This window comes from Streptomyces sp. Tek67B01 (genome assembly GCF_055231995.1).
In genome coordinates this window covers 7,174,157-7,199,016 of the sequence record NZ_JBUYUY010000001.1, presented here as the reverse complement: position 1 = coordinate 7,199,016, position 24,860 = coordinate 7,174,157, and the positions used below count along the sequence as shown (strand labels likewise).

General features: G+C 69.8%; 19 protein-coding genes, 4 pseudogenes and 2 CRISPR repeat arrays. Of the genes and pseudogenes, 13 read left to right on the top strand and 10 right to left on the bottom strand.

The genetic code is table 11. The features are described 5' to 3' along the window. Positions 1 to 106: 106 nt before the first annotated feature. Positions 107 to 2,331: direct repeats of the CRISPR family, unit length 29 nt; unit sequence GTGCTCCCCGCCGACGCGGGGGTGGTTCG. Between the two features lie 98 nt (positions 2,332 to 2,429). Continuing rightward, a CRISPR array of direct repeats spans positions 2,430 to 2,764; the repeat unit is 29 nt; unit sequence GTGCTCCCCGCCGACGCGGGGGTGGTTCG. Positions 2,765 to 3,367: 603 nt separating this feature from the next. After that, positions 3,368 to 3,658: a LysE family translocator gene (locus tag ACV7NM_RS33015; protein WP_463413739.1), complete on the top strand. Its 291-nt coding sequence runs from the start codon at positions 3,368 to 3,370 to the stop codon at positions 3,656 to 3,658. A gap of 708 nt (positions 3,659 to 4,366) precedes the next feature. Continuing rightward, positions 4,367 to 4,839: pseudogene (locus ACV7NM_RS33010) on the top strand (XRE family transcriptional regulator); the annotation flags it as partial. A gap of 1,124 nt (positions 4,840 to 5,963) precedes the next feature. On the opposite strand, the gene ACV7NM_RS33005 reads toward ACV7NM_RS33010, so the two are convergent. Continuing rightward, a complete protein-coding gene (locus ACV7NM_RS33005) occupies positions 5,964 to 7,352 on the bottom strand; it encodes a helix-turn-helix domain-containing protein (RefSeq protein ID WP_463413738.1) in 1,389 nt (462 codons plus the stop codon). Between the two features lie 221 nt (positions 7,353 to 7,573). Between ACV7NM_RS33005 and ACV7NM_RS33000 the strand changes: the two genes are divergently transcribed. The 7 genes and pseudogenes from ACV7NM_RS33000 (at position 7,574) to ACV7NM_RS32970 (ending at position 15,409) form a co-directional block, all read left to right on the top strand. Beyond that, the gene (locus tag ACV7NM_RS33000) at positions 7,574 to 8,860 is read left to right on the top strand and encodes an aminotransferase class III-fold pyridoxal phosphate-dependent enzyme (RefSeq protein WP_463413737.1); all 1,287 of its coding nucleotides are present in this window, start codon (positions 7,574 to 7,576) and stop codon (positions 8,858 to 8,860) included. 61 nt (positions 8,861 to 8,921) lie between these two features. Next, the gene (locus ACV7NM_RS32995) at positions 8,922 to 10,166 is read left to right on the top strand and encodes an SIR2 family protein (RefSeq protein ID WP_463413736.1); all 1,245 of its coding nucleotides are present in this window, start codon (positions 8,922 to 8,924) and stop codon (positions 10,164 to 10,166) included. Between the two features lie 85 nt (positions 10,167 to 10,251). Beyond that, a complete protein-coding gene (locus ACV7NM_RS32990; RefSeq protein WP_463413735.1) occupies positions 10,252 to 11,574 on the top strand; it encodes a UDP-glucose dehydrogenase family protein in 1,323 nt (440 codons plus the stop codon). 64 nt (positions 11,575 to 11,638) lie between these two features. Further along, positions 11,639 to 12,105, top strand: a pseudogene (locus tag ACV7NM_RS32985) (N-acetyltransferase family protein). Positions 12,106 to 12,174: 69 nt separating this feature from the next. After that, complete coding sequence (locus ACV7NM_RS32980; RefSeq protein WP_463413734.1) at positions 12,175 to 13,017, top strand: SDR family oxidoreductase; 843 nt, start codon at positions 12,175 to 12,177, stop codon at positions 13,015 to 13,017. A gap of 415 nt (positions 13,018 to 13,432) precedes the next feature. Then, complete coding sequence (locus ACV7NM_RS32975) at positions 13,433 to 14,329, top strand: serine/threonine-protein kinase (RefSeq protein WP_463413733.1); 897 nt, start codon at positions 13,433 to 13,435, stop codon at positions 14,327 to 14,329. Positions 14,330 to 14,332: 3 nt separating this feature from the next. Next, positions 14,333 to 15,409 (top strand): hypothetical protein, encoded by a 1,077-nt coding sequence (locus ACV7NM_RS32970; RefSeq protein ID WP_463413732.1) that lies wholly within the window; start codon positions 14,333 to 14,335, stop codon positions 15,407 to 15,409. 450 nt (positions 15,410 to 15,859) lie between these two features. Here the strand turns inward: ACV7NM_RS32970 and ACV7NM_RS32965 are convergent, their stop codons facing one another. The 3 genes and pseudogenes from ACV7NM_RS32965 to ACV7NM_RS32955 all read right to left on the bottom strand — a co-directional run. Next, on the bottom strand, positions 15,860 to 16,252 hold the full coding sequence (locus tag ACV7NM_RS32965; RefSeq protein ID WP_463413731.1) for a DUF6415 family natural product biosynthesis protein: 393 nt from the start codon (positions 16,250 to 16,252) through the stop codon (positions 15,860 to 15,862). Between the two features lie 43 nt (positions 16,253 to 16,295). Further along, positions 16,296 to 16,478: a hypothetical protein gene (locus ACV7NM_RS32960; RefSeq protein ID WP_463413730.1), complete on the bottom strand. Its 183-nt coding sequence runs from the start codon at positions 16,476 to 16,478 to the stop codon at positions 16,296 to 16,298. 96 nt (positions 16,479 to 16,574) lie between these two features. Next, a pseudogene (locus tag ACV7NM_RS32955) lies at positions 16,575 to 16,691 on the bottom strand (transcriptional regulator); the annotation flags it as partial. Between the two features lie 515 nt (positions 16,692 to 17,206). Here ACV7NM_RS32955 and ACV7NM_RS32950 point away from each other — a divergent pair. Further along, on the top strand, positions 17,207 to 17,524 hold the full coding sequence (locus ACV7NM_RS32950; RefSeq protein ID WP_463414148.1) for an SDR family oxidoreductase: 318 nt from the start codon (positions 17,207 to 17,209) through the stop codon (positions 17,522 to 17,524). A 76-nt stretch (positions 17,525 to 17,600) separates the two neighbouring features. Beyond that, a pseudogene (locus tag ACV7NM_RS32945) lies at positions 17,601 to 18,019 on the top strand ((R)-mandelonitrile lyase). A 152-nt stretch (positions 18,020 to 18,171) separates the two neighbouring features. On the opposite strand, the gene ACV7NM_RS32940 reads toward ACV7NM_RS32945, so the two are convergent. Beyond that, positions 18,172 to 19,224 (bottom strand): ATP-dependent DNA ligase, encoded by a 1,053-nt coding sequence (locus ACV7NM_RS32940; RefSeq protein WP_463413729.1) that lies wholly within the window; start codon positions 19,222 to 19,224, stop codon positions 18,172 to 18,174. Between the two features lie 170 nt (positions 19,225 to 19,394). Then, positions 19,395 to 19,625: a hypothetical protein gene (locus ACV7NM_RS32935; RefSeq protein ID WP_463413728.1), complete on the bottom strand. Its 231-nt coding sequence runs from the start codon at positions 19,623 to 19,625 to the stop codon at positions 19,395 to 19,397. A 536-nt stretch (positions 19,626 to 20,161) separates the two neighbouring features. On the opposite strand from ACV7NM_RS32935, the gene ACV7NM_RS32930 reads away from it, so the two are divergent. Both ACV7NM_RS32930 and ACV7NM_RS32925 read left to right on the top strand, forming a co-directional pair. Next, positions 20,162 to 20,572, top strand: coding sequence for a hypothetical protein (locus tag ACV7NM_RS32930; RefSeq protein WP_463413727.1), 411 nt, complete (start codon positions 20,162 to 20,164; stop codon positions 20,570 to 20,572). A 276-nt stretch (positions 20,573 to 20,848) separates the two neighbouring features. After that, a complete protein-coding gene (locus ACV7NM_RS32925) occupies positions 20,849 to 21,304 on the top strand; it encodes a hypothetical protein (protein WP_463413726.1) in 456 nt (151 codons plus the stop codon). Positions 21,305 to 21,446: 142 nt separating this feature from the next. Here the strand turns inward: ACV7NM_RS32925 and ACV7NM_RS32920 are convergent, their stop codons facing one another. The 4 genes from ACV7NM_RS32920 to ACV7NM_RS32905 form a co-directional block, all read right to left on the bottom strand. Continuing rightward, positions 21,447 to 22,124 carry an HNH endonuclease family protein gene (locus ACV7NM_RS32920; RefSeq protein ID WP_463414147.1) on the bottom strand — a complete coding sequence of 226 codons (678 nt, stop codon included), beginning with the start codon at positions 22,122 to 22,124 and terminating at the stop codon, positions 21,447 to 21,449. A gap of 277 nt (positions 22,125 to 22,401) precedes the next feature. Continuing rightward, positions 22,402 to 24,048, bottom strand: coding sequence for an IclR family transcriptional regulator (locus ACV7NM_RS32915; protein ID WP_463414146.1), 1,647 nt, complete (start codon positions 24,046 to 24,048; stop codon positions 22,402 to 22,404). Positions 24,049 to 24,053: 5 nt separating this feature from the next. Beyond that, positions 24,054 to 24,629: a sigma-70 family RNA polymerase sigma factor gene (locus ACV7NM_RS32910; protein ID WP_463413725.1), complete on the bottom strand. Its 576-nt coding sequence runs from the start codon at positions 24,627 to 24,629 to the stop codon at positions 24,054 to 24,056. Next, complete coding sequence (locus ACV7NM_RS32905) at positions 24,626 to 24,853, bottom strand: hypothetical protein (RefSeq protein WP_463413724.1); 228 nt, start codon at positions 24,851 to 24,853, stop codon at positions 24,626 to 24,628. Before ACV7NM_RS32905 ends, ACV7NM_RS32910 begins: the two co-directional genes overlap by 4 nt. Positions 24,854 to 24,860 lie beyond the last annotated feature (7 nt).

Here is a 24,860-nt window from a genome sequence, read left to right as displayed (position 1 = left end):
CCAGTTACCGCGAGACGTCGTACGCTTCGGTCATGCCCCCAGCCACAACACCACCACAAACAGCAAAGAAAACGCAAAGCCACTAAGAAACTGCAGTTCGCAAAGTGTGCTCCCCGCCGACGCGGGGGTGGTTCGGGGCGTTGTAAACCCTGGGGTCCTTACCGCAGGTGCTCCCCGCCGACGCGGGGGTGGTTCGCCGGACGCCCGGCCGGACAAGGTGCAGCAATGGTGCTCCCCGCCGACGCGGGGGTGGTTCTCGCCCGCGTCCTCATCGAAACCGCCGGCGCCCGTGCTCCCCGCCGACGCGGGGGTGGTTCGGTGGAAGAGCTGAAAGCGTCGATCGCCCGGCAGTGCTCCCCGCCGACGCGGGGGTGGTTCGTGCGGCGAATGGCTGTGCGCGTGCCGAGAGATGTGCTCCCCGCCGACGCGGGGGTGGTTCGGTCGGGGGGTGCATGGGTTGGCGGGTTCGGGAGTGCTCCCCGCCGACGCGGGGGTGGTTCGAAAATCGTAAAGGCGCGCGTTTCCCAGTTCGGGTGCTCCCCGCCGACGCGGGGGTGGTTCGCGCCCGCCGATCTCGCGCAGCTCCTCGAACTGGTGCTCCCCGCCGACGCGGGGGTGGTTCGAACCCCAGCATCGGCGCCATCTCCCAGGCGCTGTGCTCCCCGCCGACGCGGGGGTGGTTCGCCGGTGCCGGGCCCGCCGATGAACATGCCGACGTGCTCCCCGCCGACGCGGGGGTGGTTCGTCGAGGCTGTGCGTCGAGTTCGAGCACACCAGGTGCTCCCCGCCGACGCGGGGGTGGTTCTACTCCCGCGCGAGGCCCTCGGCGACGATCTCCGTGCTCCCCGCCGACGCGGGGGTGGTTCGTGGTAGAACCCGAGCACAAGCCCGGCGGTGCGGTGCTCCCCGCCGACGCGGGGGTGGTTCGCCGCGGCGGTCGTCGTCGCGCTCCTGGCGCTCGTGCTCCCCGCCGACGCGGGGGTGGTTCGCTCACGCCTCCCCCTTCCAGCCCGTGACGGAGGTGCTCCCCGCCGACGCGGGGGTGGTTCGTGGTCGACGTCGTACGGCATAGCCATGCGCGAGTGCTCCCCGCCGACGCGGGGGTGGTTCGAACCGTCCGTATAGGTGGACCAGGCCGAAAGGGTGCTCCCCGCCGACGCGGGGGTGGTTCGCGCGGGGCATCGTCCGCGGCCTGGGTCGAGGAGTGCTCCCCGCCGACGCGGGGGTGGTTCGCCGGCCGGACCTCGCCCTGCCGGAGATGGGTCGTGCTCCCCGCCGACGCGGGGGTGGTTCGGCTGCGCTGGCAACGGAGGGTGCGGTACACAAGTGCTCCCCGCCGACGCGGGGGTGGTTCGACCCGATGAACTCCTGGCGAGAAGAGCGAGCCGTGCTCCCCGCCGACGCGGGGGTGGTTCGATTTCGCAGCTCCTGCAGTCGCAGCAGCGGTTGTGCTCCCCGCCGACGCGGGGGTGGTTCGTCTTGGACCTGGGCGCCACCCCGGTAGCGGGGGTGCTCCCCGCCGACGCGGGGGTGGTTCGGACGCCGGCCACATCTACGCCCAAGGCGTTCCGTGCTCCCCGCCGACGCGGGGGTGGTTCGCTCACGTGGCTGGTGGCTCGGGCGGTCAAGCAGTGCTCCCCGCCGAAGCGGGGGTGGTTCGGCTCTCGGCGCGGTGTTCCACCACCGCCCGGGGTGCTCCCCGCCGACGCGGGGGTGGTTCGCGCACGCCCAGGGCGCGGCCGACCCGCGCGATGTGCTCCCCGCCGACGCGGGGGTGGTTCGGCATCCATCTGGGCGCGCTTCTGGTTGAAGGGGTGCTCCCCGCCGACGCGGGGGTGGTTCGGTGGCCACGCCGTTGGCGATGACCACGGACGCGTGCTCCCCGCCGACGCAGGGGTGGTTCGCTGGCGCGGCTGGTCAGAGCGCACGGACAGGGGTGCTCCCCGCCGACGCGGGGGTGGTTCGATGCGGCTGTTCAAAGCGACCGGCCACGCGGAGTGCTCCCCGCCGACGCGGGGGTGGTTCGATCACCATCGAAGGAGCCTCCCCGGACTTCGAGTGCTCCCCGCCGACGCGGGGGTGGTTCGCGCGTTGGGCCGGCCCTGACGACGTCCGTATCGTGCTCCCCGCCGACGCGGGGGTGGTTCGTTGTGGATCGACGACTGGACGGGCCTGCTCTGGTGCTCCCCGCCGACGCGGGGGTGGTTCGATCCGTCCCATCCAGTTCCGCAAGTGGGCCCAGTGCTCCCCGCCGACGCGGGGGTGGTTCGTCGGTGCTCGCAGTCTCCGAGGGGACCGCGAAGTGCTCCCCGCCGACGCGGGGGGGGGGGGGGGGTCGGAGAGGGGGCACCCACAGCAGATAGAGACTCAGTGCTCCCGCCGACGCGGGGGTGGTTCGACCGTGAGACCGGCCACCTGCGGGTCGGTCATGTGCTCCCCGCCGAGGCGGGGGTGGTTCGCTCCCCGACTGGCCGCCCAGCCTGAACGTCTTGTGCTCCCCGCCGACGCGGGGGTGGTTCGGAACTCGGGATGGACTTGCAATGGGAGAACGGGTGCTCCCCGCCGACGCGGGGGTGGTTCGTCCCTGCACAAGACAGCGCAGGCCCTCACCAAGTGCTCCCCGCCGACGCGGGGGTGGTTCGGTCGCCACCCAATACGAGTCCTCCGATGACCCGTGCAGCCCGCCGACGCGGGGGTGGTTCGGCGACTGCGCCGACTTGGGGTGCAGGAGTCGAGTGCTCCCCGCCGACGCGGGGGGGGTTCGAGCACGTCTACGTTGACGTCCGCGGACGTGGCGGAAGTGGCTCGGTGTCCCAGTGCGGGGGGGCGGCGTAGTTCGCGTGCTCCCGCCGACGGGGGGTGGTTCGTCATCCACAGCCGTTGGCGGCCAAGGACGACGAGCTCCAGAGGCTTCGCCGCGAGCTGAGTACATTCAGCCGTACATCCCTGGCAGCCGTCCCCGAAACGCGTGAAGACTCCACGGAGATCCATCCCCCGAAACGGACCTGAGAGGGCCTTGGGTCCAAGAAACACCAGGTCATAGGCTGTCCCGAGGTCTGTACTTCGCACGCTTCGACATGATCGAATATGGGATGACACCGTTCTGGACTGGCAAACGGGTACGCCTGCGTGGCATCGAACCTGACGATTGGACCGCGTTCATGCGATTCGCCGTGGACGAAGAGCGGTTCGGAGGCCTGCTGCACCCACCTCGCTCCGCCGAGGGCTTCCGAGCCTGGGCGAAAGAGCAGGCTTCTGCCAAGCCCGACGGCGACTGCTTCGGGTTGGCAATCGAAGCCGTCGGTACAGGAGAAATAGTCGGCTTCCAGCGTGTCCACCATGCGTCAGCCGCCTGTTCGCGACGGGGTTGCTGACCAACCTGCTCAACCCCAAGATCGCGCTGATGTACGCCGCCCTACTCCCCCAGTTCCTGGACCCTCACGCAGATCCGGCCTGGGCACAACTGCTCCAACTCGGTGGCGTGCAGATCGTCGTGGGCGTCACCGTGAACGCTCTGATCATGCTGGGCGCAGCCCGGGTCTCGGGGTTTCTGGCGGCCCGGCCTCGCGCCATGACCGCCCAACGTGTCACGGCAGGCGGCATGCTCGGCGCCTTCGCCCTGCACACGGCGCTGTCCCGCACTTCTGCCTCCGCCTGAGTCGAGCTACCTTCCCCGGCAACGACGGGAGCGCGGCCGTCCGGGCTGGTACAGCATGGCTGCGACCGCTGCCGACAAGTCCCGTGACAGCGACAGCCATGTCTGGGCATGTGCGCGGGCAGGCTGCAAACGCAGCCGGTGGGACTTGCGTTCTCGACTGCACTCGCACTGGCGCCGGGCGCTGTCGCATCGGACACCCCGTCGGCCCAGGTCTCCATGGTGTCGAAAGCCACACTGTGCAGACTGGACGGCACAGTGTGGGATTACGCGACAGGGCATCCGTCCACGGATCAGATCAAGCGGTCCTACTGCCTGGGGCTCAGGGCAGGCGAAGCTCGTGGGGCACAGGACCGGCAACAGTGCCGCCAGAAGTCATACGGGTTGTGGTGGCCCAATCCTGATGCACAAAGTTTGGATCATGCTGGTTACGGGCGTACGCAGGGGGCCTCGCAGACTGTGCACGGACACGTATCCGGAAGAACAGGCGGGGAAAACCGTCCCGTACGCGGCGAGTCTGGCCTCCCAGGCCTCCGGCGAGGGTCCGCCGGCCAGGCGGGCGGCGAGCCTCGCGCCAACAGGTCGGAGGCGACCACGGGCGCTATGGCCGTGCCGGGCGGCGTCGGTCAGGAACGTGCGTCGCATCATGGGGTCCTCCAGCGCGGCCGACATCCAACGCCGCGTCACGGGTGAACTCGTCGTCATCCAGCTTCCGACGACACCGACAGCCGCGTGTGGGTGCGCGGGCGGGCCGCCATCGCCCTCGGGTACGAGGGCGCCTCCCTCGGGGTCGCGGACGCCATCGCGGACCAGGCCCTCGCCATCGGCGACGGCCGGCCCTCCCTCGGCCTGCTCAACGCCGTCTACGGCAAAGCCCACACCGCCGCCCTCCGAGGCGACCACACCACCGCCCGCACCCTCGACACCCAAGGGCGGCGGATCTTCGACACCGCCGGCTCCCATGAGCAGACCTCCGACACACCGTCCCCTGGTGGAGGCTCAACGTCTTCCGCTCCCTCCTCCTCGCCCGCCTCGGCGACGAGAAAGCCGCCACCGACGCCCAGGACCAGACCCTCGCCGAACTTCCCGACAGCTTGCCCCGCTTCGCCACCCACCTCGAACTCCACTGCGGACTGATGCTCGCCCGATCCGGCGACAAGACAGGCGGCATCGCACAAGCGAGACCGCACAGGTCGGAAGCACTGGTGCAGGGGGCGGTGGGGCGAGGGGCGCGGCCGTGGTGCGTTCTCGGTGCTGTGTGACGGTGAGCACAGGCAGCTGTAGTTCGGGCGGCAGCACATTGCGCATCTCGTCCCATGCTCGGCTGGCGGGAGGTTCACGAAGTCCTGTGCGGTCATCATGTACGGCTGGCGGTCGTCGCACTCCCGGGCATGCTCTTTCGATTCGGCCCGCAGCTCGGCGTGCGAAGGAGACTCGCTCTCCCACTTGCAGACGCGGCAGGTCGCCACGTACTTCGTGCGTCCCGGACACCGTGGGTCGGGCGGGCGCTGGGTGTGGCGGCCCTTGCCGGTGCGGGGACAGCGGGTCCCGTCGGCGTGTACCGCCCGGATGACACCGTCGAAATAGGCCTGCCTAACGGCCCATGCAGCCTGCTGGCACCGGCCGGCATCAGCGTCCCGTTGGCGTCTTCGACCAGAGGAGCCATCCCGCCAGGCCTGCCCCACGACACAGAGGAGGGCGCCACCAAGGGAATCCGGCATGGCTCGGAGACCGCTGGTAAGGCAGACAGTGAGCAGCACAACGAGCAGGCCGCAGAGCCACCACGTTTCGCTGGGCAGGAGCACCCAAGCCCCCAGGTAGGGCTGCCACAGGCGGCGAAAGGCCGCCGCCGCGGTCAACAGCACGACCCAGACGACCGCGGCGATGAGGATCCGGGTCACGCCGCTGCCACCGAAGAAGGAGCCGACCACGACTGAGGCGGCCAGGAGTGCGACTGCTGAGCCTTCAAGGCACCCGAGGGCGCGGGCGGCACGCTGCGGGTCGAAGCCGCAGAGTGCGGTGCGCGCCGACACCACCGCGTCCGAGCGGGCACCGGGGTTGGTTGCGGTGAAGTCTTCGAGGGCGGTGAGCGCCTGCTGGCGGTGGGCGGCCTCGTTGACTGCGATCGATACCAGGGCTCGGACGGACTGGCTCTGCGTCTGGTCGGAGCCCGTGGCGAGCGCGGTGACGGCGCGGTCGAGGGTCTCGCGGGTGTCGGTCATGGGCGGAGTGAAGCAGAACGGCCGAGCACCGTGCAGGGGCTCCGAACGCCATCACCCTTGCAGGTTTCAGCGGGGGGCCTGGTCAGCTAGGTGTGCAGGACGCCCGTACGAGCGGCGATGCCTCGGAGTTCGGGTGTCGTGCGTCCGGAGAGCAGCAGGCCGGAGACGAGGGATTTCACGGCTGGGCGGGCGTGGGTTTCCTGGGGGGCCCAGTATTCGGCTTGGAGGAGGGCGCGGATACATTCGTCTCGTCGGCCCCACTGAACGAACGCCTTTGCGCGGTCGGTGAAGTAGAGGGCCCGCCGCTCTGTGGTCGGGAGCGCCCGGGGGGCGAGGGCATCGGCGGCGGCGATGGCGGCTGAGGGATCACCGGCGGTGTTCTCCGCCGAGATGAGGTGGAGCTGAATGGTCGCCTGGCTGAATCCGCCGTTGGTGTCCCGGAGGTGGGTGACGGCGCCGAGGTTTTTGGCGATGGCGGTGGCTTCGCTGGTCAACTCGCGCATGCCGGCCTGGTCGCGTTGGTGGGCGACGGTGTAGGCGGCACACTGGACCAACAGCCCTCGTTGGGCGATTCCGGCGTTGCCGAGCTCGCGCAGGGCCGGGTCGTCGGCGGCGTGCAGGGCGAGGGTGAGTGCTTGGTCGTGCCACCCTGCCTTGCGGGCGAGGACGGCCTGCTGGCGGGCCGCTTCCGCAACCGCGAGGGGGGCACCGCCGAGGGTGGCGAACTGTCGGGCGCGGTCGGCGGCCATCCAGCCGAGTTGCGGTTCGTCGAGCTTGATGAGGATGCGCGTCGCCAGGAGGTAGGCCTGCGCCAGCAGGCGGAGGTTGTCGCTGTTGCTGGTGGACTGGTGACCGGCGGAGATCAGGCGGGGGAGGCGGAGGGCGAGGCTGGAGTAGGCGCAGTCGTTGAAGTCGGACGAGGCGCGGCGGAGTTCCGCTGCCAGGACGTCCACCGGCGTGTCGAAGGCTGTGCGGCCGAGCCCAAGCATCGCGTCGCGCAGTCCGGCGACGAGGGTTTCGCCGAGCTGTGCCTCTTCGGCCTTGGTCGGGGTGGCTCCGGCGACGGGTGCGCCCATGGCGGCCGCAGCGGTGACCGCCAGGTTTGCGAGCAGTTGCCTTCGTCGCAGCACCGGGTCCTCTCCGTCTTCGCGCCCTGGGATTCCCAGAGTAGGGGCGGGGAGGTCGGGATACGGCCCGGTTCGCGGACTGGAGGAATCCGGATGGGTCTGGGTGGCCGGTGCGAGGCCGAGGGCTTGTGGTGGGATGTCGAGCGCTTTGGCGAACCTCTGGAGCACGGAGACGTCCGTCATGGCGGACTTTCCGCGTTCTAAGCGGGATACCTGGGCGGCCGAGTAGCCGGTCAGCGACCCGAGCGTGGCCAGGGTCATGCCCCGGGTTCTGCGCGTTCGTCGGACCACGTCGCCTGCGGCTGCCGTCGCTGTGGCTGTCACTTGCGGCTTGCGCACTGCGTCCATATCCCGTCCCGGTGTAGCCGAGGCTGCGTGGCCCTCAGGGCAGGGCTCGCACGCGGCCGTCCGTATTTGCATGAGATGCAAACTCCTTGCAGCTCTGCGGCTACGGACTGTTGTACCGCGTTCTGGTGCGGTGGTCTTGGAGTTGCCGCGGTCCACCCTCGCCGCGCACTTCCACCCTCCCAGTGAGCACGACCAGGAAGGGACTCTCCGTGGATCGGTACTTGCGTCAACGTGAACGTCTGCTGACGTCGTCCAGGCCCCTGCCGGACTTCGAAGCCGTGGGATCGAACGGGCCCTGGCTGCACTGCGCCGACGGCCGGCGGATCTTCGACGGATCGAGCGGCCTGCTCTGTGTGAACGTCGGGCAGGGCAGTCCGGCGGTTCTCTCCCGCATCGAGCGGCAGTTCTCCCGCTACTCCTTCGGTGGTGCCGCCGTCGTGCAGCCCCACATCCAGATGGAGCTGATGGTCCGCCTGTGCCAGGCGGTGGGCCGCCCGGAGGACTCCGTCGCGCTGACCACGTGCGGCACCCTCGGCGTGGAGGTCGCGGTGGGCCTGGCGCGGAACATCGTGCGGGTCCGCGACGGGAAGCGGCGCGGGGACATCCTGACGTCCAGCCTGTCGTACCACGGCAACAGCATGTTCACCCTGGGGGTCGCCGGCAACCAGATCCGCAACCCCCGCCCGGAAGACCGCTACGGTCTCGGCCCCGCCTTCCCGGCCCCGTACCCGCCGTCGCACGGCCACGCGCATGAAGGGCACGGGTGTGATGCCTCGTGTGCGGGCGAGGTGGCGCGGGCGATCGACAGCCGGGGTGCGGAGAACGTCGCCGCGGTGCTGATCGAGCCGGTCAACGGGACCACGGGCGGCGCCTTCGTGCCGCCCGGCGGGTATCTGCGGCGGGTGTCGGAGATCTGCCGGGAGCGGAACGTCCTGGTCATCCATGACGAGGTCCTGACCGGGCTGTGGCGCACCGGCACGCCTCTGGCGAGTCATCACTGGGACGGGTGCGAGCCCGACCTGGTCATCCTGTCCAAGGGTTTGGGTGCCGGCTACGTCGGGGTGGGCGCGGTGTTGGTGTCGCCGGAGATCGCGCCGCTGCTGCGTCACAAGGACGCGGACCCGCTGCCCGCCATGGGCACCATGGCCACCCACCCCCTCATGGCGGCGGCCTGCCTCGGGGTCCTGGACGAGCTGGAGTCCGTGGACTTCGGCGCTTTCACCGCTCGCGGCGAGCGCCTGGGAACGTCACTGCGCTCCCTTGCCTCTTGGGCGCCGGTGCGAGACGTCCGTGGCATCGGCCACCTCTACGGGGTCGAGGTCGCGGCCGGCCTGCTCTGGCCCCTGATGCAGGAGTGCGAGCGGCGCGGCGTCTTCTTCTACCCGTTCACCGGGGCCGGGGAGCCGCGCAGCGAGGGCCTGGTCGTCGCGCCGCCGCTGAACTCCAGCGACGAGGACCTCAGCTTCCTGACCGGCGCGCTCACCGACGCGGTGGCCGCCCTCAGCTAGCCCACCCGCCGCTCCCCTTCCAAGGGGGCGGACCGTTTCGACTCAGAGATCGAGGCACGACATGCAGTTTCCCGTCACGGTCATCGACCAGCTCGATGAGGACCAGCTCCGCAAGTGGCACGACTTCTACGGGGTGACCGCCGACCGCCCCCGCTTCGAGGAGGAGGGCATCTGGCGGCGCACCCAGCAGGAGGAGACCGCCGCCAACTCCGGCTGGACGGGCGAGGGCGACGCGCGCCGCCGCATCGTCCACTACTGGCACCAGTACGGGCTCGTGGACACCACCGCGGCGCCGGCACTCGCCATGACGCAGATGTACCTGTACCACTCGGTCGCGGCACCGCGGGCCGAGATCGAGGAGGCGTGGGAGCAGAACCACGCCATGCTCACCGAGGACGGCTGGAAGCAGGTCGGGGCGGGCCGGTTCGAGCTGGGGGACCTGCGCGTCCACCTGATCCGCGTCGAAGAACACCCGGAGGATCTGCGGGCCGGCCGCAGGCTTCCGGCCCACTACGAGGTCATCGACACCACGTTCACCTCCGTCAACACCTTCCCGCCGCGGACGGTCCGCCGCCGGCCGTGGGAGGTGCTGACCCACGGTGTCCGAGTCAAGGACACCCCCGGGCAGCCGGTCTACGCCGACAGCCTGGCGCAGCTCACCGACTTCCTGCCGTTCCAGGTCGAGGTCGGCTGCGGCGTCTCCTACGAAGCCGGGATCCCGCCCCTGCACCGGCTCCACGAGATCTACCACGTGAATGAGATCGAGGACGAACTGCTCGGCAAGGGCTTCACGTTCGTCCTCGCCCCGGGCCGGGACCCGCTGCTCGCGGAGATGTTCCTCGACACCGAGGACAAGGTCAGCGAGCTGTCGGAGATGTACCGGACTTGCTTCAACGCCGAGGTCACCCCGGCCCTGCACGCGCTCAAGCGCATGGAGGAGGCCGGTCACATGGTCGGCCCGTTCATCACGAACAACTTCGACGGACTGGGCGCGCGCGCCGGGTTCGAAGAGCAGTTCATGCGCCGCTACGACCAGCGGATCCCGCCGGTCACCTTCCACCCCGAAGCGAAGGCCCTCGTCGTGATCGGGCTACACGCCGACCGGCGCTGGGTGGCCAAGCGCGCCCGCGCGGCCGGACTCAAGGTGTTCCTCGTCGACCCGGAGGGATTCCCCCGTCCGGACGGCTCCTGGTTCGACTACCCGCTGGAGGCCCCGCAGACCGGTGACGTGGTCGTACGGCAGACCGCCCACGACGCGGTCAGCGAGCTGGAGCGGCTGCTGACCCTCAACGCGACCAGCGCGTGAACTTGCGGGCCGGGGAACGGCGCTAGCCTCTGGGCTCGTTCCCCGGCCCCGCCACACGGGCCCCTCCCAGGATGAGAGTCAAGCAATGCGTATTTCAGTAATCGGCTGCGGACACCTCGGCATCCCGCACGCGGCGGCGATGGCCGAACTGGGTCACGAAGTCATCGGCGTGGACGTCGACCAGGCCAAGGTCGACCGGCTCAACGCCGGCCAATGCCCCATCTACGAGACGGGGCTACCCGACCTGCTCGCCCGCCACACCGCCAGCGGACGCCTGCGGTTCACCACCGACATCCGCGAGGCCGCCGACTTCGCCGAACTCCACTTCATCGGCGTCGGCACCCCCATCGACGCCGACGGCCGCTCCTACGACACCGCACAGGTCTACGGCGCCATCCGCCAACTCGCCCCCCACCTGACCCGCCCCTGCACCATCGTCGGCAAGAGCACCGTCACCGTCGGTACCACCGTCCAGGTCACCGCCCTCGCCCAGCGCCTCGCCCCGGCCGGCGAAGCCGTCGACGTCGTGTGGAACCCGGAATTCCTCCGCGAGGGACACGCCGTCGAGGACACCCTCCGACCGGACCGCCTCATCGCCGGACTCACCACCGCCGAAGGCGAGAAAGCAATCCGCACCGTCTACGCCCCCATCCTCGACGCCGGTGTCCCCCTGTTCGTCACCGACCCCCAGACCGCCGAACTCGCCAAGGGCGCCGCGAACACCTTCCTCGGCCTGAAGATCAGCTACATCAACGCCGTCGCCGACATGTGCGACGCGGCGGGCGGCGACATCTCCCAGATCGTGGCCATCCTCGGCATCGACCCCCGCATCGGCGCCGGCAGCATGCGCCCCGGCATCGGCTACGGCGGCGGCTGCCTCCCCAAAGACGTCCGCGCCTTCACCGCCTCCGCCCGCCAGCTCGGCGCCGACCAGGCCGCTGCCCTCCTGCGCGCCGCCGAGAAGATCAACGAGAGCCGCACCGACGTCGCCATGAACCTCATCACCCGCGCCCTGGGCGAACGCCCCCTCAACGGGGCTCGCGTCACCGTCTGGGGCGCCGCGTTCAAGCCCGGCACCAACGACGTCCGCGAATCCCCGGCACTCGCCCTCGCCCACGCCCTCCAGCAAGCCGGCGCCACCGTCACCGTCCACGACCCGCAAGCCGTGGCCACCGCCATGACCCGCAACCCGGAGCTGGACTACACCGACAGCCTCCCCCGGTCCGTCGACGCAGCCGACCTCGTCGTCCTGGCCACCGAATGGCCCGAATACCAGCAGGCCGACCCCCGCGATCTGGCCTATCTCCCGGCCAACCTCCTGATGGTCGACTGCCGCACCACCCTCGACCCCGAGCCCTGGCGCACGGCAGGCTGGACAGTTCACCAGCTCGGACGACCCGGCAAGTAGAACCGGCCCCGCACGAAAGCCCCGCACCACCTCATCAGCTCTGGAACGCCGGAGGCACCGCGCCATGACCAGTCACGACGTTGTTCTCCGGCGTGCCAGTGACACCGACGCCCGTCCCGCGGCTGGCGTATGGCTGCGTTCCTTCGCCGCCGCTCTGCCCACCGTGCACTGTGCCCACACCGACGACGAGATCCGCCACTGGTTCTCAACGGTGCTCGTGCCCCAGTACGAGACCTGGGTCGCGGTCACCGCGGACACGGTGGTCGCGTGATGGTGCTCAAGGGCACAGAGCTGAAGCAGCTCTACCTCGACCCAGCGTGGCGCGGGCGGGGCCTCGGTGACCGGTTCATGTCCCTGGCCAAGAAGCAGCAGCCAGACGGGCTGGCGCTGTGGACGTTCCAGGTCAACACATCGGCGCAGCGGTTCTACGAGCGGCACGGCTTCACAGCGGTCGAGGAGACGGACGGTCGGCGCAACGACGAGCGCGAGCCGGACGTCCGTTACCTGTGGAAGCCTCCACCGGCACGCTGACGGTGAAGGCGGTCACCCGAACTCCCGGGTGACCGCCTTCATCGTCGCCGCCCGGTCTACGGTGTCGCAATGACAGTTCTGATCGTTGGCGGCAGCGGCTTTCTCGGGACTGAGCTGGTCCGGCAGGCGAGAACAGCGGGGCAAACGACCGTCGCGACGTACGCGACCAAGCCCGGCGCCGCCTCCCCCACCGCGTGGTGCCACCTTGATCTGCGGAACGCAGGAAGTCTGGAAGCCGTCATGTCCGACGTGCGCCCGCAGCTCGTCCTCAACGCGTCGAGTGGAGCGGCCGACTGGGCGACTACGGCAGAGGGCCCCATCCGGCTCGCGATGGTGGCGGCAAGGTACGGCATCCGCATGGTCCACGTATCCAGCGACGCGGTGTTCTCCGGTGCGCGAGTCCACTACGACGAGTCCAGCCTCCCTGACCCCGTCACTCCCTACGGCGCGGCCAAGGCCGCCGCTGAGGCCGGGGTCCTCGCCGTCCATCCGAAGGCGGCTGTCGCCCGGACATCGCTGATCATCGGTCACGGCCGGTCAGCACACGAGAAGATCGTGCACCAACTCACCGATGGCACGCGCGACGGCGTGCTGTTCACCGACGACATCCGCTGCCCCGTGCACGTCACCGACCTGGCCGCCGCCCTCCTGGAACTTGCGGCCGTTGACGCAGCCGGCGTCCACCACCTCGCCGGCCCCGATGCTCTGAGCCGTCACGAACTAGGCATCCACATCGCCAAGCGGGACGGACTCGACGCCTCCCGGCTACCCTCCGGCCTGCGAGCCGACAGCACGCTACCCGGCGCTCTCGACGTGCGCCTCGACAGCCGAGCCACCCAGCACGGACTGCGCACCACACTCCGCGGCGCTCGACAGTTCCTGTCTCGCACTGGCGAAACACCCATCCTGTAGGCCCATGAAGGAGCGGCCAGGTCCCGCTGATGGAGGTTCTTGAAAAACGGCCAGTCTCGCTCATCGCCTCCCTTGGTCCAACGAAGTGGGGAGTTTTGGCGTGCGGGGCGTGGGCCGTCGACGGGTCATCCCGCTTACGGGTATGCGGATCGCGTCAGTCGTCAAGGACGTCTACGTGGCGCTACGCCCTGGGAAGGGGCTGGTCGAAGCACTACCGGTCCCGTCTCAATGTCCAAGCGGCCTGATATGAGCCCATTTGGTTAGAGTCGGGTATGGATGAGTGTCTCACTGGGCCAGCCGCCTTCCTTTGGCTAGCGTTTCGGTGCTGCGGTGACGACCTCCGAGGCGACCCTGAAGAGGCCTCCGGTATAAGGGCGGTGGCTCATTGATCGGGGCACGGATCGGGCGCTATCAGGTGGAGCGCGAAATCGGCCGGGGCCGCATGTCCGTCGTCTATCTTGCCAAGGATCCGATGCTAGGCCGGGACCTCGCTCTGAAGGTGTATGCGCCTGAGTTGGCGCGGAGCGAGGATTTCCGTCGACGTCTCGCCGATAACGCACGTAGGGTAGCTGCGATCGAACACCCACACATCGTGCCGATCTTCGATGTGGACGAGACCGACGGTGTCCTGTACACCGCGATGCTCTACGTCCCCGGCTTCGACCTGCGGACGCGGCTGGACCGAGAAGGGCCGCTCCCGGTACCGACGACCTTGAGCATCGCCGCTCAGGTGGCCTCGGCGCTCGACGCGGCCCACGAGCATGACCTGGTGCATCGGGAGGTCAAGCCCGGCAACATCCTGGGTGCCGGGGGAACTGGCAGAGACCGCCCCGAACGGCTCTACCTCGCGGGCCTCGGGACGTCGGTGCAGTCGCTCAGTGGGTTCACCGACGCGGGCACATCCGTCGGCACGCTCGGCTACGTGGCGCCGGAGGAGATCTCCGGGGGAAACGTAGACGGCCGGAGCGATCAGTACAGCCTGGCCTGCGTCGTCTACGAAGCCCTTGCCGGGAAGCCGCCGTTCGAGCGCGATACCGACATGACGCTGTTGTGGGCACACCTGTACGATCCGCCGCCTACTCTTTCCCAAAGACGTCCCGAAATCGGCCCTGCTGTAGATGCGGTGATGACCAAGGCGCTCGCCAAGTCTCCTGAGGATCGATATACCTCGTGCCAAGAGTTCGTTACTCAGTTGCGTGATGCCCCGAGCCCGGGGGACGCAGCGCCGCCGATGCCTGCAGCACCCGCCCCGGCCGAATGGCCTGGGAGTACACCGCCTGGTCCACCTTTCGGTGACGACGACGAGTGGTGAATCGTGGGTGACATCGCCAGGAGCGCTCTCGGCGGCGCGTGGACGGTGCTGGTGGGATGGCTCTTGCCGACCGCGTTGAACGTGAGCCTCTTCGCTGTGGCGGTCTGGCCGAGCCTGCGGCGCACCTCCGAGGAGCCCGGGCTTTGGTCGCAGGACGTCACGCCTCTGTCTGTCGGAGTACTGGGCATCTCGGTGCTCCTCGGGCTGGCACTCTGCGCCCTGCAAAACCCTCTCTACCGCGTGCTGGAGGGCTACACCCTCTGGCCGAATGCGCTCTACACGTACGGGTGTGCTCGCCGGCGGCAGGCGAAGCATGATTTGTTTGACCGCCTGACGCTGATTCGTCTGGAGCGCCAAGAGCGGGAGGACCTGCTGGCAGTGGAGGACGACGCCCGGTTGACATCCTTGCGCGCCAACCCGCGGATCGCCCGGGCCGCCCGGACGGACCGGCGGCGTACCACTGTGCAACGTGCGCTGCTCCGCGAACGACTCGCTCGCTATCCCGTCGACGACGCGCAGTTGGCACCGACGAAGCTGGGGAATGCCATCCGGCGCTTCGAGGAGTACGGCTACGACCGGTTCCGCCTCGACACACAGGTGATGTGGAACGAGCTGACCGGAAATGCGCCGGAGCAGGTCCGCCGACAGGTCGATCTCGCCCGCGCGAATGTCGATTTCTTCGTGGCCCTGCTCTACGGCCACTGCGCCGTCGTCATTGGTGCGACGGCGGCGCTGGCCACGGCCGGCCCTGACGCTCCGCGCCTGCTCGCGGCCATTGCTGTGCCAAGCTTGCTGATTCCGGTGTGGTACCGCGCGGCTGTGTCGGCAACCGACGAATGGTCTGCGGCTGTAAGAGCACTTGTAAACACAGGACGTAAACCGCTCGCAGCATCCCTTGGCCTCCTCCTACCGGGCGAGCTGGCCTGCGAACGCGAGATGTGGGCACTGGTCTCCAAGGTGTCGCGGTTGCCGCATCACGAACGTGCCGCAGGACTGGACACCTTTCGAGTAAAGCCGCCCGAAACCGCACCTTCGCTGGTTGGGGACAACGGCGCCGGCCAGAGCCCCGACGTAGCCTGACCACCACGACACCTCGGCACCGGGCTGGGATGCATGCTTCACGGAACGTGAGCCAGAACCGGAACTTGCCCAGAGCCACCTGGAGCCGTCCGACTATCGAGCGGTCACTCCCGTGTGAGCAGGCGCGGGACACCCAAAGCAGTGGTGGGGTTTTTCAAGGAGTCGCATCACCATGAGGACCTGGCCGCTCTCGTTTCACGGAGGCGCGGGGGAAGGCCGAATCTGCGGCAGGCGAGGACCAGGCGCGGGAGTTCGTCCGGCTCCAGCGCCGCGCGCGGCCGCCAGCCCCCGGGATACAGATGGACCTCTCCCCAGGCACACCTCCCGGCCGGGCTGTGCGTCAACGGTGCGACGCTGCGCTCCCTGCGCCAGGCCGACGTGCCCATCGACCCGCGACAGCGCGCCGTACTGGAGAGCGTGGCCGCCGTGCTGGCGTAGTGGAGGGGCGACTCACACGGCTTCAGTGGCCGCGGCTTCCAGGCGGTCCAGTCGTTCGTAAAGGGCACGGACAAGGCGGGCGCGGTTCTGGACGCAGCGCACGGTGCCCTCGATCGGTGCGGACAGCCGGCCTTCCGCCTCGCGCAGGACGACGTCGGCAAGCTCCTTGGGTCCGCTGTCCTTGGGCAGCCGGTCGGCGCGGCGGCGGACGTCGGAGGCGACCGCGCGGGCGTGGCCGGTCAGCTGAAGGGCGATCTGTTCCAAGTCGCGGGTAGTGGGGGTGTCCTGGTCGGTCCAGGCGAGGACGGCCGTGACGAGGCACTCGTACGGTTCGCGATCCAGCGGGAGCCCGGCTTCGATCAGGCCGTCGGGGTCGTACAGGACCGTGTGCGTGCTGGTGTGCATGGCGGGCCTCGCTGCTGGGGCGTCATCGCGCGGTGGCCGGCGGTCACCGCTGGGTGTCCTCGCTGTCGTCGGCGACTTCGTCCTGGTCCCCGTCGCGCTGACCGAGGAACCGAGCGAAGCCACGGTCCGCGCGGGCCAGCAGGGCCGGGGAGGGGACGCCGTAGGCGGGCGACTGGAGGCCGCGGCCCTCCAGGGCCGGGGCGGTGCTGTCGGTGCGTGTGCGCATGAGGCCCCGCCTCTCCGGCTGGTGGTCCGTCGGTCCCGTCGACGCTACGCAGCCCCGAGCCGCGCTCTCAACGAAGCTGCGGGCAATTGCGCGCCTTCACTCCAGGGCGTCGATCGCGGCCCGGATCAAGGCGCGGGCGGCGTCGCCGTACACGGCCATCTCCGCGAGGCCGGCGAACGCCTTCGCGTAGTCGGCGAGCTCGCGCGGCTGTCGAGACCAGCCGACTTCTCGCGCTGCCGTTCCTGACCAGCGACGAGATCGGCACGACCGTGCGGACGTCGGTGAACTGCGGTGCGCCGACGCGGCTGATCGTGCCGCTGGCGCGGACCGCGCCGCCGCCGGTCAGGGTGATGTTGCGCATGAAGTCGGCGAACCCGAAGTTGCGCCCACCGACCGTCCCGCAGGCACGGCATGGCCCCTCTCCTTTCCGACGATCACCGTCGTGGCCATCCCGGCGGCTCCGGCCGGTCGAGCGGAAGCCGGGTGACACTGGGTGCATGGCCCCCGACAGATGCGTACGAGGTTGCGCCGCCTTCGGGAAGCAGGAGTCGACGGGGCGATGCGGGGGCAGCCGCGCCACCTCCTGGTCGTGATGCCGCTCGCGCCGAGTCTGCGTCCCCCGGTACCACGGGCCCGCGGCGCCCTTGACCGAGCGGACGTAGACGTCGGTGACGCGGGTGGTCACCTCGTAGCCCTGGCCGCGCAGCGTCGTCGCCGTCGCCTACGCCCTGTCCAAGCGGGCGAACTCGCTACGGGTGCAGACCGCGGCCGCCACCTGGGGCAAGCGGGGCGCCCGGGTGAACGCCGTCAGCCCCGGCGTCATCATCACCCCGCTGGCCTTGGACGAGCTGTCCGGCCCGCGCGGCGAGTGGTTCGAGCACGTCCGCAAGGTGTCGGCCGCCGGGCGCTTCGGCACCCCCGACGAGGTCGCCGAAGCCGCCGCGTTCCTCCTCGGCCGCCAAGCCGGCTTCATCACCGGAGCCGACCTCCTCATGGACGGCGGCGTCACCTCCGCCCTGCGCACCGGCGAGCTGACCATGCCCTGACCCGCCCCACCCCCAACACGACACCCGGCCGCGGGGGCCCACCCCGCACCGACCATTTGCGCCTCAAGGAGCGACCATGGAGTTCGTCAAACCCCAGCCCACCGGCAGGGACCACAGGACTGGTTCGACGGCGACGTCTGGTTCGACGTCATCCAGGCCGGCCAGGAACCTTCCCGCCTGCGCGCCAACATGGTCCGCTTCGCCCCCGGAGCCCGCACCGCCTGGCACCATCACGCGGTCGGCCAGACCCTCCACGTCGTCGCCGGCACCGCTCTGATCGGCACCCGTGACGGCACCGTCTTCGAAGCCCACCCCGGCCAGACCGTGACCTGCCCGCCCGGCGAGGAGCACTGGCACGGCGCCACCGAAGAACGCTTCATGCAGCACCTGGCCCTGTGGGAAGGCACCACGCCGGACGACGACCGGCCAGAGACCACCTGGCTGGAGAAAGTCACCGACCAGCAGTACCACGCCAAGCGCACCCGCAGCCGCTGACCGAGCCGCCGCCCTCATCAGCCCGGGCAGGACGCCTTCGTCAGGCCCGGGCCGGCCCCTCGCGCCAAGCGAATATGGGCCGTGCTCGCGCACGCGGTACACCACCGCCCCCCTAGCCCCGCAACCCCTCGCGAACACGAACCGGAAACGGGTCAGCCGGCTGCGGCGGCCGGCCCCTCCCCGAACCGGGGAACATCGCCTACGGCCACGTCCAGGCGCAGGCGCCGGAAGCGGAGCGGGTGGCGCCAGACGCCGCCCCGGTCGACGGCGGTATCGGCGCTGATCTCCGCCACCAGGTCGGGGGGGACCAGGCGCACGTCCAGGACGTCACGGGACCCCCACGTCGAAGCGAACGTGACGCCCTCCCACGGGTGCCCCGGGTCGGCGGCCGTCAGGTGCGCGGCGACCAGGCGGGCCGCGTCCGTGCGCAGCGGGACCGTGCGGCCGACCGCGCGGAGCCAGCCGGTGTGGTCGTGGCGGCCGAGGATCAGGAGCTGCGGGCGGGTGAGGGTGCCGGTGATGGCGCCGATGATCGCTTCGGTGGTGTCCCGGCGTCTGACCTTGGTCCACGCACCTCTGCGGCCGGGTTCATATCGGCTGGTCAGGGGTTTGCAGATGATGCCTTCGACGCCCGACACGTCCGTCCAGGACTCCAGCCACTCGCGGGCCTTGGTCGGGTCCGTGGTCATCGGACACAGCGTCCACGGGGCCGTCAGGCCATGGTCGGCAAACAGAGCCGCCAGGCGGGCGCGGCGCTGGACGTAGGGCAGGTTGAGCAGCTCCCGGCCGCCCTGCTGCAAGACGTCGAACGCCACGAAAAAGGCCGGCAGCTTCGCGGCCAGACCGGCGGCGCTGCGGGCGCGGGCGGCGGCCCGACGCTGCAACCCCTCGAACGACAGGGCGCCGGCCTCGGCATCCCAGACGAGGAGTTCGCCATCGAGGACCAAGCCGGCGGGGAGCTGCTTGGCGGCCGCGACGAGATCGGGGAACGCGCCCTGAACAAGGGAACCGCGGCGGGTCTGGACCAACACCCGCCCACCCGGGCCGGCCGGAGTGAACACCAGCGCCCGGTACCCGTCGAACTTCTGCTCATACGCCACCCCAGAGGTCAGCGGACGCACCGGCGGGATCACCTCGGCAGCCTGCGCCAACATCGGCTCCACCGGCGGACTGAGCACCACCCCCAGAGCCTCCCTCGCAGTCACCCCCCTTTCCAGAGTCGCCCCACCCGGCGCGCACGGTCCGGCGGGACGGCCACCACGTCATCCATCCGAAGCGCCCGCGGGGCCTTCCGAGTATGGACACAGCTCCGCCCCGGCACAGGGGCAACACCCTGCACCGGGCGGGAGTGAGCTGGACCCGAGGAGATCCACCTCTAGGTGAGCTGGCCTGTCCCTTCGAGGCCGGCGACTGCGTTGATCACGTTTCCGATCCCGCTGTTCACCGAGTCACCGAAAGTCTGCGAGTTGAAATTGAACGACTCGTCCCGTACGACGCTCCCGATGGTGCCAGGGCCATCACCCTGGTCGGCCATCGCGGTTCCCGTGAACGACAGGGCGCCCCCCGCGAGGGCAACAGCAGCAAGTACCCGCTTGGTGTTGTTCATGCCCAGCCAACGATCTTGCATCCCGGCGGGTTACGTCCGACAAGCAGACCCCGCCCGGTACGCGAGGCTGCACCGTCATCCGTCCAAGGGGCCTAACGGAGCCGTCTGGGCCGGCTCCGGGCCTCAGTGCGGCACGGTGGCTGCATGCGCCGCCGGCCCTGCCCCTGCCCCTGCCCCTGCTCCTGCTCCTGCTCCTGCTCCTCGCCACCCTGCTCACGGCCTCCGGGTGCATCACCGTCCACCCCGCCCAGGTCCCGCCCGCAGGCACCGATGCCGCAACCTTCGATGACGTCCCCAACCAGCAGTTCGTCCGCGATCAGCTGGCCGTCCGCACCGACTGGAAAGACGACGTGTCACTGCTGCAGCGCTACCGGATCTCGGACGGTGACCCGATCCTCGTCCAGGAGAGCATCATCGGACCCCAGATGGGATCCGAAGCTGGGCCCTCTTCCCGGCGGCGGGACGCAAATAGCGATCATGGAATTCACAGACCGAGCCCGGCTCATCCCAGTCGGCTCACCCACGGAGATTCCCAAGTGACAGAAGAGAACCCGGACATCGCGATCGCCTGGGCGGAAGGTGACACCACGGTCCGATGGAGCGGACCCGCCGGGAACGTCGAGAAGTCGTACGCGCTTCCGCCGCAGGCCGTCATGGCGTGGCGGGAGTACGACGAAGCCCTGGTGCTGGTGGTGGAAGCGCTCAACGGCGCACCCTTCACCCCGTCGGACAACGCGGTGGTCTTCAAGGCCGACGGCACGGAGCGTTTCCGGCTGCGCCCGCCGCAAGACCTGCTGCCGAACCCAGACGACGTGCACGGCTTCTACGACGCCTTCCCGCAGGACGGGCGACCGCTTCTGATCATGGTCACGCGTAACGCGGGAGATTTCCGTGGCCGCATCGACGTGGAGTCCGGCGAGATCGTCGACACCAACACCTGGAGATGACTGGGGGAGCTCACCGTGGCGTGGATCTGGCAGCTCGGTGCCTGGGCAGGCGGGACGACAACATCTTGGAGGGGCCTGCACGTGATCGAAACCGGCAACGTCGGCGCCTTCCTCTGCCTAATTAGCCGCCAGCCCCCATCGCTTCTCTGTCAGTTGCCATTGGGCGCCTGGGTCGTTAGCTGATCACATCTCGGCAACCTGATACGAGTACGCAAGTACTGTCTGCGTCCGGCCGCACGGGTCGTTCAGAACACTCACAAGAACAGGCGGAACCACATGAGGACAGCCTTCCGTGCCTGCGCCATCGTCGCGGCGAACCTGTTGGCGGTGGCTCTGGCCACGACAGCGGGGCAGGCCACGGCCGCCTCTTCGGATGCTGTGCACCATGCGGAGGAATGCCGTAACGACGGCACGTCGTTCTCTGACAGGCTGATCCCCGGCCACTGTCTCCGAAACAGCGGCTACCGCCTGGAGATGCAGTACGACGGCAACCTTGTGCTCTACTCCGGCTCCCGAGTCTGCTGGGCGAGCGGCACCGACGGGACGAACGAGGTCTACGCGAAGTACTCCGGGGACTTCAAGCCCGACTCCCCCTACATGACGCTGGAATCACCCGTCGGAGAGCTGCGGAAGTACCGCGGGAAGTACACCGGGCTGCACAAGACCGGGAACGTCAGCCTCAACAACAAGGGCGAGGTCTGGATCGCCTACGGGAAGATGGCGGGCTGCTGACCGACGCTGCCGGCGAAGCCGCCGACAGGCGAAGGCGGCGATGCTGCACTTCGCCCCAGGCAGCCCACCCCGGATGGCGGCAGCACCGCGGTCAGCCGAACCCGCTCCGCCGCCGTCCTCCCGGCGCCTCGTCCCCCACCGGTCAGGGAGCGGGAGTGTAGGTGACGGTGTTCCCGCCGCAGCCGGACGCGATCTCCAGCAGCCGGTCCTTCTCCAGCTCGTCGACCGCCAAGCCCCAGCGCAGCTTCGTCGCGGTCCACTCCGCGGTGTACCGGCACAGCGCATCCGGCGACGGCGGCAGCCACTGCGCGGGGTCCTGGTCGGCCTTGCTCCGGTTCGATCGGGCGGTCACCGCCACCAGGGACGCGTCCTGCCCCAGATCGTTCGCGTACGCCTCGCGGCGCTGTGCGGTCCACGAACTGGCGCCCGAGTCCCAGGCCTCGGCGAGCGGGACCATGTGGTCGATGTCCAGCGCACCCGCCGGGGTGACCTCGCGGTCGTCGTAGTACGACCACCACACGCCGCCGGTCAGGGTGCAGCCCGGCCCGACCTCCGGCGCTTCGACAGCCTCCGCGATCAGCACCTCCTGGCGCGTGTTGCAGCCATCCGACGGGTCCGCGCCCGTATTCCAGTGGCGGAAGCTGGAGCGCTGGTAGCCCGTGCGGTCCTCCACCGCGAGCGGGAGCGCGGAGACCGCCACCTGGATCGGCAGAACCTCCGGCACAGCCACGGGAGCGGGTGCGGTCTCGGCGGCATGCGCGCTGGCGGGCAGGGACAGGGCGAGAGCAGCGGCCGTAACGGCCGCCCGCATCATGATCATCACGATCCGGTTTGTAACGGTGCACGCCCAGGCTGCGACAGAGCCGGGCTTCGGAACTCACCCGGGCGGGTGGGCGGGTTCACCCGGCGAAACGCCACTGCACCACCGAAGCACCCTCACGCACGCCCCCGCCCTGCCACCGGCGCCCGGCTGCCGACGCTCCCCTCTGTCTGCGATCGCCGGGGCGCAGCTCCGCTCCGATTTGTGCGGGCCGCCCCCCTGACGGGGTGGCGGCCCGCGCTGCTTGAGCCGATAGGCGGTTTCGGCCGGAGGGCCGCTATCGGTGGATCATCGCGCGGGGAATGGCGCTCTGGGTGGCGGCAGTCGGGTTGGTTCCTGTGACAAGGAGGGCCAGGAGGACGGCGATCGCCTCGTTGCGCAGGACGTTTGCTGCCTGTTGGAGCTTGTGGGGGTCGGGGGACGGTAGGGAGAGGGCCACGCATTCGGGTTCGGTGCCGGTGCGGATGGGGACGGCGGCGCACACGGTGCCGAGTGCGTATTCCTGGAGGTCGAGGAGGGGTTCGCCGGGGTGGCGGATGTCGAGTTCGGTGAAGAGGACCTCGGGGTTGGTGATGGTGTGGGGGGTGAATGCCTCCATGCGATGGCGGCGCAGGTGTTCGTGGCGCTCGTCGTCGTCGAGCTGTGCGAGGAGGGCTTTGCCGACGGCGGAGGCGTGGGCGGCTTCGCGGAAGTCGATCCATTCGTGGACGGCGGGGGCGGTGGGGCTGTCGGCGTATTGGGTGATGGAGACCTCGCCGTCGGTGTAGCTGGCGACGTAGACGGCGGCGCCGACCTGCTCGCGCAGGAACGCGAGCGTCTCGCGCAGTAGCGCGCCGGTGTCCCGGCCGGTCTCGGCGAGTTTGAGGGAGCCCGCGGCGTAGATGCCCGGGGCGATCAGGGTGACGAGTTGGGTGCGGACCAGGTGTTCCAAGGCGTGGGCGAGATACAGCTGGGGCAGGCCCGTCTCCCGGGCGATCTGCGTCCGGGAGACGCCCTCGGAGTAGCGGTGGACGACCTCCAGGGCGCGCAGGGCGCGCTGGGCGGCTTCGAGTCGGGTGTTGACCGGCTGCTGCCGTTTGGGCCGTTTCGCCATCCTGGCTCCCGGCTTGGCGTCGGCGGCCAGCCCCGATGGGTCCAGGCGTGCGCAGCGGGCCAGGGCGGAGGCGAGGCGTGCGGTGGGGATGTAGATGTCGCCGAGGTCCTCGTGCTCTGCGGGGGTGGTGCTCTGCAGCGCGTGGCGCACCGGGTCGGGGAGTCGTCGCTGGTCGGGGTGGACGTGGGGGGTGGGGGTGATCTTGGTGGTGGAGATGGGTGGGGAGGTCCAGATGATGGATGCCTGCAGGGTGTCCTCGACCGTGTCGACGGCCGGCAGTGGCGGGAGGGCCTCGGGGTCGGGGTCGTGGGGCTGGTTGTGCCAGTGGTGGGCGGTGGTGATCTCGGCGCGGGAGAGGTGCAGGAGGTAGAGGGCGCGGGCGGCGGTCTGCGATCCGGCGCCGGCTGCGTACTGGAACCAGAACTGTGCGGCTTCCATGCGGCCGGACAGGTGCAGGAGGCTGGCGAAGAGCAGAGCGGAGGGCTGGCTGTGGGGCCAGGCGTCGGCGTCGAGGGCGATGCGGGTGAAGGTGGGGCTGTCGACGAGGGCGCGGGCCAGGGTGTCCAGGGTGCGGGCGGCCCGTACGTTGCAGGCCGCGTCGAGGACGAGCTTGCGTTCGGCCGGGCCGCTGGCCCGGCCGGGCAGAGGGCTTCTGGCGTCCGCGGCCCTCGGCGAGGTGAGGGCCCGGCTGTGGCGGGAGGCTGCGATACGCCGGGCGATACGGCGGCGGGCGGCGTCCTCGTCGTAGGAGGCGTACTCGTCGGTGAAGACTTCGGCGTCCTGGAGAGCCTCGTCCAGTGCGTTGTCGGCGTCCGCGTCGTTGCGGGTCATGTCGTTCACAGGTCCTTCTCCTCTCCGGGAGTCAAGTCGATTCCGATCTTCTTGGCGAGCATGCGCCGGGCGGTGTGCAGGTGGGAGCGGACCGTGCCCACGGCGATACCCATCCGCTGGGCTACCTCGGGGGTGTCCAGACCGAGCAGGTAGGTCAGCAGCACCACGTCGTAGTGCCGGTCGGGGAGCTCGGCGATCGCCTCGTACACACCCGACCTGGACTCGATCAGCTCCAGGCTCCGCCGGGAGCCCCTGCGCAGGGCCGCGTATTTCGCGGTGTCGACCAGGGCGACGGGCACGACCTGGCGGATGCGGTAGCGCTCGACGTGTTCGCGCAGTTGGGCCCAGGCGAACGCCTGGAGATTGGCTTCTTTCAGGGCGTCGGGCCACACCTCCAGAAGGAAGGTGAAGACGTCCTCGACCACGGTCTCGGCGGCTTCACCGCCGAGTTCGAGGTGGGCGTACTCCAGGTACGCCAGATGGTTTTGGGAGTGGAAGGCGACGAACTCCACTGGCATGACGCCGGCGAGCTCGCTGGAGACCGCCTGTTCCCCGGACGGGTCGTACTCGGCGTCGGTCATGAACTCCCCCACGGCTGCTCGTCCGGTCCGTCCGAACCGGCGGCCGGCGTCTCGTACTGCCGGGCCACATACAGGTGCGGCGGGCGGTGGGCGGACAGGTGGGCCGCACCGACCCGGACACCGGCGCCCAGCAGACGCCGCATCCCTCTCACCACGTCGGGCGCGAACACCCGGACAGCAGTCGCGCCTATCAGCGCCAGGACGAGGGGCTCGGAGCTGTTCACGTCGAAG

Coding starts and splice junctions, on each gene's coding strand:
- ACV7NM_RS33005 (WP_463413738.1), bottom strand. CDS start 7,352: ATGGACGCAGTGCGCAAGCCGCAAGTGACAGCCACAGCGACGGCAGCC.
- ACV7NM_RS32965 (WP_463413731.1), bottom strand. CDS start 16,252: ATGCACACCAGCACGCACACGGTCCTGTACGACCCCGACGGCCTGATC.
- ACV7NM_RS32995 (WP_463413736.1), top strand. CDS start 8,922: ATGCAGTTTCCCGTCACGGTCATCGACCAGCTCGATGAGGACCAGCTC.
- ACV7NM_RS32960 (WP_463413730.1), bottom strand. CDS start 16,478: ATGCGCACACGCACCGACAGCACCGCCCCGGCCCTGGAGGGCCGCGGC.
- ACV7NM_RS32920 (WP_463414147.1), bottom strand. CDS start 22,124: ATGATCATGATGCGGGCGGCCGTTACGGCCGCTGCTCTCGCCCTGTCC.
- ACV7NM_RS32915 (WP_463414146.1), bottom strand. CDS start 24,048: ATGACCCGCAACGACGCGGACGCCGACAACGCACTGGACGAGGCTCTC.
- ACV7NM_RS32990 (WP_463413735.1), top strand. CDS start 10,252: ATGCGTATTTCAGTAATCGGCTGCGGACACCTCGGCATCCCGCACGCG.
- ACV7NM_RS32980 (WP_463413734.1), top strand. CDS start 12,175: ATGACAGTTCTGATCGTTGGCGGCAGCGGCTTTCTCGGGACTGAGCTG.
- ACV7NM_RS32910 (WP_463413725.1), bottom strand. CDS start 24,629: ATGACCGACGCCGAGTACGACCCGTCCGGGGAACAGGCGGTCTCCAGC.
- ACV7NM_RS32925 (WP_463413726.1), top strand. CDS start 20,849: ATGAGGACAGCCTTCCGTGCCTGCGCCATCGTCGCGGCGAACCTGTTG.
- ACV7NM_RS32935 (WP_463413728.1), bottom strand. CDS start 19,625: ATGAACAACACCAAGCGGGTACTTGCTGCTGTTGCCCTCGCGGGGGGC.